Here is a 14320-nt window from a genome sequence, read left to right as displayed (position 1 = left end):
CATCACGGCGTGGTTGCAGGCGTGATCGTTCCCACTTCACCGGCGCTGATCGTCAGTTTGGCGTTCGCCTCAGCCAATTGTTTAGCGCTGATGTATCCTTCGTCGCTCAGGACAGTGAAGCTCGCCGCCTCCGTCCCCGTGTCCAGTTCGTACATATCCGCTTGGGTCTGCACGACCACCGCCAATGCATCGGTCCCTTTCGCCTCCACGCTTTCCTTCGTGTTCGCCACATTCGGGATGATCATCAGCATCAGCACCGAAATGATGAACAGGACGAGGACCATTTCCATCAGTGTGAAGGCTTCCTTATTCTTCAGCGTTTTTTTTATCGTTTCCATTTAATACATTCCTCCTAATGAACTAAGCATCGGCATCAACAATATCAGATAGATCGCCATTACGATGATGGCGACCATAAGGAACAAGACGGGCTGCAGCCAGCCGATTTTCTGTTCAATGTCAGCAATCAGCAGCCGGAAACATTCTTCACTGTACATGCTCAATTTGATCGGCAGCTGGCTGGTGAGCTCGCCGTGGTAAATGATCCAACCCATTTCCTCTTTGAAGATTGGATAACGTTTGATGATCGTCGTCAGGCTGTCGCCCTGCGTCAGCCCCTCCTCCACCAACCCGGATATTTCCTTCATCCAGGCCGTCCCCTCGTCTCCACGCATCAGCGAAACGATTTGATTCAACTGCATCCCGTTGCGGAAAAAATAGGCGTATTCCCGGCAGAAGAAAAAGGAATAATAGAGTTGGACCCATCTGCTCAAGAGCGGAATCCTGCAGAACAACAATGATTGCCGGAAAGCGGATTTCCGCTTCAGATACATTTTCGCCAGCAAAAACAAACTTGCCCCCAAAGCCGCAGTCCCCAGGATAATGAGCGGCAGGTTCTTCAAATAAGCCAGGGTGATGCTGGCCATCCGGCCGGGCCCGTCTTCTGCAGGCTGCAGCATCGTCTCCAGGCTCGGGAGCAGTACCTGCCTGATCGCAATCAGCATGCCATTCGCGAACACGAGCAAAAACAGCGGATAGATCAAAACTTTTCTGAGCTTTTGCAACTGTTTGTCCTTTTCGGCCAAAAAGTCGGAACAGAACAGCAACGTTTCCGTCAGTTTTCCGTGAAGGAACGATAACCGCAACTGCGAAACCACCTGCTCCGAAAAACCGCACCCGGCCAAAGCCTCCGCCAAATTGACGCCCGTTTCCAGTCTTGCAAGCATGCGCTGGATGTCGTCCGCACGTTTCGGCTGCATCATCTTCAGAAAAGACAGCCCTTCGGACAGAGAAAAGCCTTCCTGCAGCAATTCACCCAAGCGCTTCAAAAAATAAGCCTGCTCTTTAGCTTGCCAACGCTTTTCAGACAAGATTCTCCAAGTAGTGCTTTTCCGTAATATATCCACACGCATAGGCTTTACGCAATTTGTCGTTCAAAGAAACAAATCGCTTTCCATCCTCCTTATTCTGCAGATGGTTCTGCAGTTCCTTGCCCGCCAGTATTTCGTAGATGGCGGCTGACTTTTCGTTCACCTGATAGTGGGAGCAGTGAATCGTGCATTTGCCGGCGCAAAGCGGACAAAATTTTGCGACCAGCCGTTGCGAGACGACCGCAAGCAGCGTCTGCTTCATTTGTTCGGAAGAAATCGCCAATTCCCGCAGCCTTTCCAATACCCCGAACGACTCTTTGGCATGGATCGTTGCGATCACCAGATGCCCGGTCAAGGCGCTCCTCACAACCATTTTGGCGGTTTCCTCATCCCGGATTTCGCCTATCACAAGGATGTCCGGATGATGGCGCAGGCATTGGCGGATCAGCAGGTCGTAAGTGATGCCCGCAGCCTCATTCACTTCGGCCTGCAGAAACAGCGGTTCTTCGATTTCGACCGGATCCTCCATCGTAATGATCTGCAAAGGTTCATCTGCGTATTTTCTGCGCAGCAAATGATAGATGGTGGTCGTTTTTCCGGAGCCGGTAGGTCCGGAAAAGAGCACCAATCCACTTTTGTGGTCCAACAGGTCCAGCAATGCCCTTTCCTGCTCCGGAAAGAAGGCATGCAATCCCGGATCGGAAGCCGGGTTGGCGTAGAGCATCCGGATAACGAGCGACTCTTGATAACGGAAATTTGCGATTGTCGACAGCCTCAATTCTATCTTTCTGCCATCCAGGCGGTACCTGACAGCTCCGGATTGGGGTTTCCGCCTTTCCCCTACGTTCATGTTCGAAAGAAATTTGAAGTAGGAAATCAGCCGTTCCCCTTTCTCGATGGAATAAGCGGATATTTTCGACAATCCGGTACTCACGCGAAAAAAGAGTTCATAGTGGTCTTCGTAAGGGAGCAGATGGATATCGGATACACCTAACCGCATCGCCTCCGCCAACAGGCTCTCAGCTTTTTCTTCCATATCATCACCTCGTTTCTTTTTTGCCGTCACTTATAGCTTCTGCAAAATCCATGCATCTGCTCTTTCTCCGACGAGAAACTTATTATAAAATAGGTGATATTGATTCAACTTGCGGCCCCATCCGCAAGCATAAGACGATTTCGGAAAGGAAGAGGTGAATTTTTTGAAAAAGAACATGGCTTCATCCATTCTTTTGATCATGATCGGAACATTTCTTTTCTCGATAGGCATCAATATGTTTTCTGTGGCAAACCACCTGGGTGAAGGAGGTGTCACTGGTATAAGTTTGTTGGCCTTCTATACATTGGATATTCCCGTAGCTGTGACGAGTTTCCTGCTGAACGCCGTCATCCTGATCGTCGGATTCCGCTTTTTGGAGAAGTCGACCATGAGGCTGACGCTTCTCGCTACCTTATTGATGTCGGTGTTCCTGCACCTTACGGCTGCTTGGCGGTATCCGATGGAAACAATCATTCTAGCGCCGCTCTGCTCCGGATTTTTGGTCGGCACCGGTTTGGGTCTCGTCATGCAGGCTGGCGGCTCAACGGCCGGGACCGATATCATCGCCCTGATTTTCAATAAATACCTCGGTTGGAGCACAAGCGTTGCTCTTGTTGTGTTGGATATTTTCGTTGTCGGCCCCTCCATCTTCGTCATCGGGTTGGAGAATGTCGTTTTGACTGCCGTGCATCTTTATGTGCAGACGAAGGTGCTGGACTTTATCCTGGAGGGATTCAATCCGAGGAAACAGGTGCTGATCATCTCGGACCGACACCAGGAAATCGCGGAGGCGATCGATAAAAAAATCGGCCGCGGCATGACTTTTTTGGAAGGGGAAGGCTACTATTCCAAGCGCCAGAAAAAAGTGCTGTTGATCGTCGTCAACAGGCAGCAACTGATGCCGCTCAACCGGATTGTCACGGCCATCGACCCGAAAGCTTTCTTCACGATCAGCGAAGCCCAAAGCGTCGTAGGCGAAGGTTTTTCCTATCTTATAACGGATGAATCATACAAGCAGAAAATCAATGATTTCCTCGACGAACAGTCGGAATGACCGCAAACAATCGCCAGGACGGCAAAGAACGGCAAGGCCATTTTATCTGCCCTTGCCGTTCTTTGTGTCTTCGATTCACCGCAATACCGCTTCAGGAAAGCAAAAGAACAACTCTCTCCATGATGTCCATTTTCTCCACTGCAGCACTATAGATCAACTTGCCGATCTTAAGGTTCCGTTCTTCCTCACGCATAGAAACAAGCTTTTCCTCCGAATTGTCTTTGATCCATTCGCCTTTCACGTCAGCAAGTGTGATTTCCTGCAGATCCACTGCTTTTTTTGCTTCCAGCAGTTCAAATTTCAGCATTCCGAACATTCTTTCCAGTTCCTGCATTCTGACGGGATCCCGTTCCATCAGTACATCGATTCTGGCTTTCAACTCTTTCATCTTCCATGCCGCCTCCATTTCGCCCGCAACACTCCTGACGGTTTATTTCGACAAAAATCCACAAATTTCCTGGCCGAATTGTTTCGCTTGATCCGGCCCGCTTGCGGTGATGAGGTTCCCGTCGACGGTGACGCCCGACCCGGAATAGACCGCCCCCTTGGCCTCGATGGCCGCAATTTCCGAATTGAAAACCGTCGCATTTTTTTTCTTCAGCAGACCGGCATTGGCCAAAATGACAGGAGCGATGCAGATGGCGGCAACCATTTTGCCTTGGCCGTTCATCGCTTGCGCCAACATCCAGGCATGCGGATCGTCGAAGAAAACGCTGCTTCCCTTCCCACCGACGAACACCACACCATCAAAACTGTTTGTATCGACATCTTCGACCAAAAGATCGGACTGCGCGATTCCGCCATGGACGCCCATGCATGTCCCGGTTTTGTGGCTGGCGATCCACATCTCATGCCCGCATTTTGCCACTTCTTCCTGGGTCATGAACAATTCCTCGTCGCGGAAGTCTTCCGGTGCAATCACAAATAATACCTTTGCCATATGCTGTTCCCCCATTCATTGTTTAGACCGAGCAGTTCTCGCTGGTGTGCAATTGTACTTTTGAACGAACAACCCGGGCGAATATCGGCTCTGCCTATCTGATTTACATTATAATTATACTACAAGCCCGTCGAGAAAGCGATTACACCGGAGCGACCCTTTCCATCAAAATAAAAAACGATCGCTCTCCGCACCAAGGGCCTCGGAGGACAATCGTTTTTTCATTCTCTGTCGAATTCTATTCTTCGTCCAGATCGGCGTTGTGGAACACTTCGGAGACATCATCGTCGTCTTCCAATTTTTCCAGCATCGTTCTGAATTGCGTTTCTTTGTCAGCAGCGATAGCCGACAAAGTTTGCGGTACCATCGTGACTTCCGCTTCAGCCAGCACATAGCCTTCAGCTTTCAACGCTTCGCAAACAGCATCAAAATCGGCTGGATCTGTATAAATTTCGAACACTTCATCGCTCGTCTGCAATTCCTCACCGCCGGCTTCCAATACGCTCATCAGCATCGTGTCTTCGTCCACTTCCAAATCTTCACGTTCGATCGCGATGTAGCCTTTGCGGTCGAACATATAGCTAACGGAACCGGACTCGCCCAATGATCCGCCGTTTTTGTTGAATGCGACTCTGATGTTGGTCGCAGTACGGTTGCGGTTGTCGGTCAAGGCATGTACAAGGACAGCCACACCATTCGGGCCGTACCCTTCATAGGTGATTTCTTCGTAGTTTTCGCCTTCTCCAGCTGAAGTTGCTTTCTTGATGGCGCGGGTGATGTTGTCGTTCGGCATGTTGGCCGCTTTGGCTTTTTCGATGATCAAGCGCAGGCTAGGGTTAGATGAGGGATCCGGACCGCTGTTCTTTGCAGCCATATAGATTTCTTTCGATAATTTCTGGAAAATTTTACCTCGTTTTTGATCTGCAGCGCCTTTCGCGCCTCTGATTTTACTCCATTTTGAATGTCCTGACATTCAGATCCCTCTTCTCATCTATTAATTTACTCAATCATTTTATCAAAAGTAGCCTCTCATGGCAATTCACTTTCTTCCTTTTCTGGCAGTCAGGAAGAACCAGCCGGCGATCACCGCCAAAATAGCGCCGCTGCCCGCCAAAATGACATCTTCCTTCATCGCAAATGCCGGAGACACGAGCGATTGATGGAATTCGTCTGCCGCAGCATAACTCACCGATAGCAGTAAAGCCACCGTGCTGGGCGTAAAGGCATCCCGCAGCTTCCCGGCAAGGCCGCCATACCACAGATAAGCCAGCAGGAAATAGATCAGGAATGACCAGATTTTGCTTCCGAAAAATCCCAGAAAGCCGAAATAGCCCAAAGCCCCGATGCTGATCGTCTGCTCGCCGTACTGGAAGGTGAACATAGCGAACAGGCCGGACAACGGCTGCGACTGGAGCAGATTTGCGAGGATGTTCGGCAGCGCATAGAAATTTTGCTCGAAAGTGGCGCGGTAATAAAGATAGACCATGATCAAGACCGCTCCTAACAGGTATGAATTGCTTTTTTGTTCTCTTTGCATAGGGCTTTTTCCTTTCATGAGACGAATTCTTTTTCATATTTTTGTCGGGGATTGCTATAATGAAAATATCGCATTTTACGATAGACCACAGATATCGAGAGGATGAGCAGTATGAAATATAGCCTAACCTGGGATTTGGACTCTTTTTTTGAGGGCGGCAGTTCTTCACCGGCCTTGCATGAAAAAATAATATCCATCCAAACCGGATTGAATGACTTTGAAACCGCGGCGAAGGATTGGGACCCCGAACACGATAAGCCGGAATATCCAGCTTTCCTGGAATTGCTGCATAGCGAAGAGGTGTTCGCCAAAGCCTTGATGCAATGCAACAGCTTCATAACCGGCGTCCAATCAGCCGACGTCTCGGATTTGGATGCAAGCGCAATCCATGCGCGAATAATCCAATTGTACAGCAAATTAACGATTATTCAAACGACTCTGAAGAAAAAAATAACCGCCATCAATGCCGGCGATTGGGATTTGCTGTTGCGAAAACCGGACTTTTCACCACTTGCATTCGCCCTCACGGAATGGCGCCAGCAAGGCGGCCGGCTCTTGTCCGACAAGGAGGAGGCGTTGTTGGCGAACCTGCGTGTCGATGGCTTCAACGGTTGGAGCGCGCACTACGATACGCTCGTATCCTTCGTCAAGATTCCTTTCGAAGAAACAGACGGCAGCCTGAGCCAACTGTCGGCAGGCCAGGCGATGAACCGGATGTATGCCGATCCCGATCCGGATGTCCGGAAAAGATTGTTCGTTGAATGGGAAAAAGCTTGGGGATCGCTTGCGCCGGCATTCGCCGATACGCTGAATCATCTGCAGGGATTCCGTCTGGCCGATTTTGAGGCGCACCAGGATGAGGATTTCCTGGCGGAATCGCTGCGCTACAACCGCATCAAGCGCGAGACTTTGGACTCGATGTGGCGGGCCATCAGCGCCTACAAACAGCCGTTCCTCTCGTTTCTGGACCGTAAAGCCGCTCTCATCGGCAAAGACAAGTTGGCTTGGTACGATGTCGATGCTCCCGTATCGCTCGGTGATTTCAAATCAAAAACCTTCAGCTTCGACGAAGCCGTAGACTACATCATCGGACACTTTACATCATTCGGTCCGAAACTGGCCGCTTTTTCCTTGGATGCAGTCAAGGACCGGTGGATCGAAGCCGAGAATCGTTCCGGAAAACGCCCCGGCGGATATTGCGAAGATTATCCCGAATCAAAGGAATCGCGTATTTTCATGACCTTTACAGGTTCAGCCAGCGACATGAGCACACTGGCCCATGAATTGGGCCATGCTTTCCATTCCCATGTGATGCGCGACCTCCCTGATCTGAATACGCGCTACGCCATGAACGTTGCCGAAACCGCATCAACTTTTGCGGAGACCATCATCAGTGCGGCTACGGTCAAAGAAGCGAGCAGCGACGAAGAAAAAATAGCGCTTTTGAACACAAAACTGGAAAATGCGACCGCTATGTTTTTGAATATTCATGCCCGTTACATTTTCGAAAAATCCTTCTACACAGAAAGAATGAATGGTTTCGTCACGGCGGATCGTCTGTCCGCACTGATGGAGGCAGCCCAGAAAGAGGCTTACCAGGACAGTTTAAGTGAATACCATCCCCTGTTCTGGGCGAGCAAGCTGCACTTTTTCATTGATGATGTGCCCTTCTACAACTTCCCTTACACGTTCGGTTTCCTTTTCAGTCTCGGCATTTATGCACAGTCGATGCAGCAGAGCGGCAACTTCGAAGAAACCTACATTTCCCTCCTGCGGGATACCGGCTCGATGACGACGGAAGACCTTGTGCTGAAGCATCTTGGCGCCGACATCACCCAGCTCGAATTCTGGAACCAAGGATTGGAGATCATGGCTGAAGACGTTGCAGAATTTTTGCGTCTGACCGAAAAATATATCTGAAGAGAGCGGGACAGAACGTGTTTAGCGCCGGACCACCGGAGCGGATGAGACTGGGACAAAAGTCTTAAAAAAAGAAAAAATCGCATGAAATCAAGCTTACAAACGTTGATTTCATGCGATTTCTATTTTTACTGTTCAGCTATTTTCAACCAAAATTTGATTTATCTCTCAGCCTCGTTGTTCGTGAAGTGGAGCCGGTGCATAAACTTTGAGGAAGGAAGGCAGTATCGCTATTTCGAGCGGAAATGCCGGCCCTTCGTCCCCGTCCACATTGGTGATCAGGCTATCGCCATCCTCCAAACCAATGGTGGCCCGCTTGAACGATCGATAAATGACGCTTTCGGAAGCTTTGATTTCACCCCTGAGCACCTGCGCCAAAAGTGTGAGCGAATCAAGCAGACTGGACTCTTTTAAGACGACCAGACGCATCTTGCCGTCATCAACCTGCGCCTCCGGCATGAAGCTTTCGAAGCTGGCGAGCGAATTCGTGAGCGCGATCAAAAGGAGCGGCGATTCCTGGGTAAAGGTCTCCCCGTCGACTGTGATCCGGAAGCGATGCACGGTCTGGTCAGCCAGCGCCTTTCCCCCTTCGATGAAATAGGCCAGAGGGCCATACTTCGTTTTTTTCTCAATGCTGACCGCTCCGACCGCTTCGGGTATCGCGCCTGCAGCCACATTCGACACAAAATGGCGGTCGTTGACCTTGCCTATGTCGAGATCGACCAAGACAGCGGAGCCCAACATGCGGATAGCCTCCACGGGGTCCAAAGGGATGCTGATTGCTCTTGCAAGGTCATTGACGGTGCCCAAAGGGATGAACCCGAAAGCCGCTTTTCCCCCTGCAGCAGCCAAACCATTGATTGTTTCGTTAACAGTGCCATCGCCGCCCATGCAAAAGACCGCCTGATGTCCTTGGTTTGCCGACTCGTAGGCGAAACGGATGGCATCTCCCTGTTTTTCGGTTTCCTTGACGTTGATTTGACCAAACAGTTTGCGCAACTGTTCCGTCATTTGCTCCAGATACTCCGGTGCTTTTTCGCCGCCTGAAGACGGATTCACGATCAGTGTACAGTCTCCCATCACATTCCCTCGCTTTCGTTCTTTTTCCCCGATAGTGTAGCACGGATGGCCCTCCAGCACGAAGCAAGTTGCCCTATTTCCTATTTTGAGCATATCCTTGGCTTTCTGCTTACAAAATGTGTATAATTCCATAACGTTCGAATCAAAACACAATGACATAGGGGGAGCAGTATGACAAAAGAATATCGTGTCCTACTCTATTATAAATACACACCAGTAGAGGACGCAGAAATATTTGCACAACAACACCTACAGTTCTGCAAAAAAATCGGTTTAAAGGGAAGAATTTTGGTTGCGGCAGAGGGAATCAATGGGACGGTTTCGGGAACGACGGAACAAACGCAAGCATACATCGATCATATGAATGCAGATCCACGTTTCAACGACATCACTTACAAAATTGACGAAACGGATGGCCATGCCTTCAAAAAAATGTTTGTCCGTTATCGTCCGGAAATCGTCTCCTTGCACTTGGGCGGCAATGACCTCAACCCGAATGAGGTCACGGGTGAATACCTATCTCCAGAAGCGTTCCGCGAAGCTATCCTTGACGAAAATACAGTCGTCATCGATGCGCGCAATGATTACGAATTCGACCTCGGCCATTTCCGCGGAGCTGTCCGTCCGGATATCCGGAACTTCAGGGAATTACCGCAATGGATCCGCGACAATAAGGAAAAATTCATGGATAAGCGCGTTGTAACCTACTGCACAGGCGGAATCCGCTGCGAGAAATTCTCGGGTTGGCTGGTGAAAGAAGGCTTCAAAGATGTCGGTCAACTGCACGGCGGCATCGCAACCTACGGCAAGGACGAAACCGTCAAAGGCGATTTGTGGGATGGGAAAATGTATGTGTTTGATGAGCGTATCGGCGTCGACATCAACCGCATCGAACATGTCGTTGTGGGAAAAGACTGGTTCGACGGCACGCCTTGCGAACGCTACGTGAACTGCGCGAACCCGAGCTGCAACCGCAGAATGCTATGTTCGGAAGAGAACGAGCACAAGTATATGCGCAGTTGCTCGCATGGATGCCGCATCCATGAACCCAATTATTACGTCCAACGCAATAACCTGTCTCCTGCGGATGTAGCCGCACGTTTAGCAGCCATCGCAGAGCCGGTCGTAAATTCCGCCGCATCGCTTGCATAACAAAAAAATCAGCAAGGGAGGTATCCTTGCTGATTTTTTTGCCCTCTCCGACTTGGAGGGTGTTCGTTCTATGGAATAGTCAGCGGAAAGCTTTTTTGTTATACTAGTAAGCGACCACCTGAAAAGGAAAGAGGGAATATATGAATAATCCAGATGGAATTAAAGCGGGAAAATGGCTGAAAAAGACCGGTGCATTCTTCAGAGGTCTTGGGCAATCGATATATGGCAGCCTCCAGCGGATTTTCACGAAAGAAAATGCCATGAACACGAAAGAAAAAGCCTTGCTTTGGGAACAAAGGACCCACAAACGGATGGACCAAGGCAGGCTGTCCTGGCGAAAAATGCGGGTTAGACTGGAAACCGAAACAAACTTGAAGCCGCTTCTGTCCAAAGGAGCTTTTGGTTTCAATGTATTTGTCGGGGTGATCCGGAATATTTTGACCGGAATTGTGCTTTTGGTTCTTTTGCTAGGGATCTTTGGCGGTGGCGCGGGCTTGGGCTATTTCGCCAACTTGATTTCTAAAGAGTCTCCGCCTTCTTACGAAAGCATGGCCGAAGACATCGCGAACGTTGAGCTTGTTTCCACCATGTACTACGCCAACAATGAAGCCATTTCGGAGATCCGCACCGATCTGGTCAGAACGACCGTGGGCTCGGAAAGCATTTCGCCGCTCATCAAAGAAGCCCTTATCGCAACGGAAGATGAAAATTTCTACGATCATAACGGCATCGTACCCAAGGCTATACTGCGGGCATTGGTGACCGAGCTGACCGGTTTCGGCAGCCAATCCGGCGGTTCCACATTGACGCAGCAACTCGTCAAACAGCAGATATTGACGAACGAAGTGACTTTTTCCCGCAAAGCCAATGAAATCTTATTGGCACTGCGGCTTGAGAATTTCTTTACGAAGGACGAAATACTGACTGCTTACTTGAACGTCTCTCCTTTCGGGCGAAACAGCAGCGGTTCCAATATCGCCGGCATAGAGGAAGCCGCGAACGGCATTTTTGGCGTGCATGCGGCTGACGTTTCGTTGACTCAGGCCGCTTTCTTGGTAGGGATACCGCAGAATCCCTATACCTATACCCCTTTCACCCAGTACGGTGAAAGAAAAGAAGATTTGACCGCAGCGCTGAACCGAAAGAATACCGTGCTCTTCCGGATGCTCAGCGAAGGCTACATAACCAAGGATGAGTATGATGCCGCGGTCGCCTATGACATCACTCAGGATTTCGTGCCTGCCCATGTCACACAGGAGGATCGGAACAGCTACCTATACCAAGCAGTCGAACGCGAAGCAATTCTGGTGCTGATGGAACAGGCGGCAGCCGCAAACGACCTTTCGATGGACGATATTGAAGCGGATATCGAATTGTACAACGAATACTATGCGAATGCGGACAACCAGTTGCGGCTTTCAGGCTATAACATATACAGCACCATCGACAAAGATATCTACAACGGCATGCAGGAAGTCGCTGCCGATTACGGTTACACTTTAGGGGACACCTATGTGGATACATACGTTGATGCGGATGGCGTGACGCAGGAAGTCACCGAGCTCGCCCAAACCGGCAGTGTCCTGATCGAAAACCAAACCGGAAAAATCATCGGGTTCATCGGGGGCCGGGACTTCTCGGTCAATCAAGTCGATCACGTGTTCAGCACGAACCGCTCGCCCGGTTCAACAATCAAGCCGCTGTTGGTCTACGCACCGGCAATCGAGCAAGACTTCATCTATCCTGCATCAATGGTGCCGGATACAAAAATCAGCATCAAACAGCCGGATGGTTCGCTATGGGAACCGACCAACTTCGGCGATACAATTTCGAATTCATACATGACGGCTCGCCAGGCGCTCTATCAATCGAAAAACAACCCTACAATCAAACTCTACGTCGCCATGAACGACGAAGGTCTGGATCCGGGGCAATACCTCGAAAAGATGGGCATAACCTCCATCGATGAATCGGAATACGGTAATCCATCCTTGGCTATCGGAGCAACGAACGACGGCCCGACCGTGCTGGAACAGACGAGTGCCTTCACGACTTTCGCGACCGGCGGCGATCATGTTTCTCCGTATCTGATCGAAACAATCACGGACAAACATGGAAATGTAGTCTATCAGCATGAATCCGAAACGGAAGAAGTATTCTCGGAACAGACTGCCTATCTGACTTTGGATATCCTCCGCGATGTCATCACGGACGGCACGGCACGATCAATCAACAATTATCTGAACTTCAATGCCGATTGGGCAGGAAAGACGGGCACATCAGAGGCAAACCGTGACATCTGGTTCATCGCCAGCACCCCTACCGTCACCCTCAGCTCCTGGATGGGATATGACAATTACAAAGGCGAACACGTCTTCTATGATCCGAACAATCAAGGACTTCCGACCGGCCGAAACTTGAATTATTGGTCGCAGATCGCCAACAAGATCTACAGCATCAATCCGGACATCCTCGGCACCGATCAAAAGCATCAGCAGCCGGAAGGGATAGTGGAAAAATCGGTGTTGGCCGAAACCGGAACTTTGGCCGGAACCGTGTCCTTCGCGAACGGATTGTCCGTCACGCTTAACGGCAGCACAAGGACCGATCTGTTCAAAGCGGATGCATTGCCGAAAGAACTCTCCTATTACTTCTCTCCAGGCGCTACCGACAAGGATCTGGAAGACTTCTGGGATAACTATTTGGCTGAAGCCACAGCGAAACGCAACGCTTCAGCTGCCTCGGCAAACCGGAGCAACGCAACCGACGCTGATGCAGAAACGGAAGCTGAAAACACCACGGCGGACGACGAAGAAACACCAGCTGAAGAAGAAACGGCAACAGAAGAGGAATCTCCACCGGCTGATGAAACACCAACCCCGGCCGAGTGACGCAAGAGAGAGCGGGACAGAACGCGTTTAGCCCCCGACCACTGGAACGGACAAACGCAGGCTGGCTGTAAGCCATCCGAGCATTATTCGTGAAGTGGAGCCAGGGGCTGCGTTCTGTTCCGCGTTTACGCAAACTATGCCCGGACTCTTTCCGTTTGCGGCTGACTTGCCCGCTCCTGTTCCAAAAATCTTGCTCAGCGCAGAAAAAAGCCATGCACCCGACGGGGATGCATGACTTTTTTTAGCTTGATGGCTTTTTCACGGCCGTTTACTTTTGAGTTAATGTCGTTCCTCTGTTGACGATTTTGTAAGGAAGGATGATTGATTTTTCGTCAATCTCTTCCTTATTCATGATTTTGGTCAGCAGACGCATCGCAACCGCACCGATATCATACAGCGGAAGCATGATGGACGTCAACTTCGGACGAGCCATTTCGGTGATGCGGGAATTGTTGCTGGCAGTGACTTCGAACGCTTCGGGAACATTGACATCTGAATTGATGATGCCGTTCAACAATCCGATTGCAAGTTCATCCCCAGCCACATAAGCAGCATCCACACCTGCTTCAAGTAGTTGGCTGGCCAATAACTCGCCATTTTGAAGCGTCGGCTCGCATTCGAAGACAAGCGACTCGTCAAATGCGATATTGGCATTGACCAAAGCATTCTTGTAGCCCTTCAAGCGGTACTGGCCATTGATCGGGTTCGCGAGCGCTCCGGAAACAAAAGCAATTTTTTGCTTTCCGTTCGCGATCATGTTGGCTACAACTTCTTCTGTCGCCGCGATATAGTCGATATTCACGCTCCCCACTTGTTGCTCAGGATCGATTGTGCCCGCCAACACAACCGGCGTTTTCGAGCGGGAAAATTCCGCGCGCAATTCGTCGGTGATTTTGTTGCCCATGTAGATGATGCCGTCAACTTGTTTGGCAAGCAATGTGTTCAGAACTTGAATTTCCTTTTGTTCGTTCTGATCGGAATTCGCCAAAATGATGTTGTATTTGTACATTGTTGCGATATCATCGATTCCGCGCGCTAAAGATGCAAAGAACAAGTTCGTGACATCGGGGACAATGACCCCAACTGTCGTTGTTTTTTTGCTGGCCAGACCGCGGGCAACCGCATTCGGCCTGTAATCCAAACGTTCGATGACTTCCAAAACCTTTTTCCTTGTGGATGGCTTTACGTTGGGATTACCGTTCACTACACGGGAAACAGTTGCCATTGAGACGTTTGCTTCGCGAGCGACATCATAAATTGTAATCGTTTGTTTTTCCATTTATGTTGCTCCTAACTCTAATTGTATTTCAATTTTTTATTTACCATCATTCAACATAATG

13 protein-coding genes are annotated in these 14320 nt (G+C 49.9%); 4 read left to right on the top strand and 9 right to left on the bottom strand.

The window, feature by feature from the left end; translation table 11 throughout:
- Positions 1–2: 2 nt before the first annotated feature.
- Genes comGC through comGA form a run of 3 tightly spaced genes read right to left on the bottom strand, consistent with a single transcriptional unit; the run spans position 3 to position 2406 of the window.
- Positions 3–338, bottom strand: coding sequence for a competence type IV pilus major pilin ComGC (comGC, locus tag BMX58_RS05945; protein WP_068622914.1), 336 nt, complete (start codon positions 336–338; stop codon positions 3–5).
- Positions 339–1412 (bottom strand): competence type IV pilus assembly protein ComGB, encoded by a 1074-nt coding sequence (comGB, locus tag BMX58_RS05940; protein ID WP_084253898.1) that lies wholly within the window; start codon positions 1410–1412, stop codon positions 339–341.
- On the bottom strand, positions 1363–2406 hold the full coding sequence (comGA, locus tag BMX58_RS05935) for a competence type IV pilus ATPase ComGA (RefSeq protein ID WP_068622916.1): 1044 nt from the start codon (positions 2404–2406) through the stop codon (positions 1363–1365). Before comGA ends, comGB begins: the two co-directional genes overlap by 50 nt.
- 163 nt (positions 2407–2569) lie before the next feature.
- Here comGA and BMX58_RS05930 point away from each other — a divergent pair, with 163 nt between their 5' ends.
- On the top strand, positions 2570–3460 hold the full coding sequence (locus BMX58_RS05930; RefSeq protein ID WP_239420550.1) for a YitT family protein: 891 nt from the start codon (positions 2570–2572) through the stop codon (positions 3458–3460).
- A gap of 91 nt (positions 3461–3551) precedes the next feature.
- On the opposite strand, the gene BMX58_RS05925 is transcribed toward BMX58_RS05930, so the two are convergent.
- From BMX58_RS05925 to BMX58_RS05910, 4 genes are all read right to left on the bottom strand, one after another.
- Positions 3552–3848, bottom strand: coding sequence for a hypothetical protein (locus BMX58_RS05925; RefSeq protein WP_068622917.1), 297 nt, complete (start codon positions 3846–3848; stop codon positions 3552–3554).
- Positions 3849–3890: 42 nt separating this feature from the next.
- Complete coding sequence (locus BMX58_RS05920) at positions 3891–4400, bottom strand: DJ-1/PfpI family protein (protein ID WP_068622918.1); 510 nt, start codon at positions 4398–4400, stop codon at positions 3891–3893.
- Between the two features lie 238 nt (positions 4401–4638).
- On the bottom strand, positions 4639–5373 hold the full coding sequence (locus BMX58_RS05915) for a YebC/PmpR family DNA-binding transcriptional regulator (RefSeq protein ID WP_068622919.1): 735 nt from the start codon (positions 5371–5373) through the stop codon (positions 4639–4641).
- Between the two features lie 66 nt (positions 5374–5439).
- Positions 5440–5937: a VanZ family protein gene (locus BMX58_RS05910; protein ID WP_068622920.1), complete on the bottom strand. Its 498-nt coding sequence runs from the start codon at positions 5935–5937 to the stop codon at positions 5440–5442.
- A gap of 111 nt (positions 5938–6048) precedes the next feature.
- Between BMX58_RS05910 and BMX58_RS05905 the strand changes: the two genes are divergently transcribed.
- Positions 6049–7857, top strand: coding sequence for a M3 family oligoendopeptidase (locus BMX58_RS05905; protein ID WP_068622921.1), 1809 nt, complete (start codon positions 6049–6051; stop codon positions 7855–7857).
- A gap of 168 nt (positions 7858–8025) precedes the next feature.
- On the opposite strand, the gene BMX58_RS05900 is transcribed toward BMX58_RS05905, so the two are convergent.
- On the bottom strand, positions 8026–8937 hold the full coding sequence (locus BMX58_RS05900) for a diacylglycerol/lipid kinase family protein (protein WP_068622958.1): 912 nt from the start codon (positions 8935–8937) through the stop codon (positions 8026–8028).
- A gap of 171 nt (positions 8938–9108) precedes the next feature.
- On the opposite strand from BMX58_RS05900, the gene trhO reads away from it, so the two are divergent.
- Together trhO and BMX58_RS05890 are read left to right on the top strand one after the other, a co-directional pair.
- A complete protein-coding gene (gene trhO / locus BMX58_RS05895) occupies positions 9109–10089 on the top strand; it encodes an oxygen-dependent tRNA uridine(34) hydroxylase TrhO (protein ID WP_068622922.1) in 981 nt (326 codons plus the stop codon).
- A gap of 140 nt (positions 10090–10229) precedes the next feature.
- Positions 10230–12980: a transglycosylase domain-containing protein gene (locus tag BMX58_RS05890; protein ID WP_068622923.1), complete on the top strand. Its 2751-nt coding sequence runs from the start codon at positions 10230–10232 to the stop codon at positions 12978–12980.
- A 268-nt stretch (positions 12981–13248) separates the two neighbouring features.
- Here the strand turns inward: BMX58_RS05890 and ccpA are convergent, their stop codons facing one another.
- Positions 13249–14259, bottom strand: a complete 1011-nt coding sequence (gene ccpA / locus BMX58_RS05885; RefSeq protein WP_068622924.1) for a catabolite control protein A — start codon at positions 14257–14259, stop codon at positions 13249–13251.
- Between the last annotated feature and the right edge of the window lie 61 nt (positions 14260–14320).

The sequence above is a fragment of the Trichococcus ilyis genome (genome assembly GCF_900109135.1).
In the GTDB taxonomy this organism is placed as follows: domain Bacteria; phylum Bacillota; class Bacilli; order Lactobacillales; family Aerococcaceae; genus Trichococcus; species Trichococcus ilyis.
This window is presented reverse-complemented; position numbering and strand designations above follow the sequence as displayed.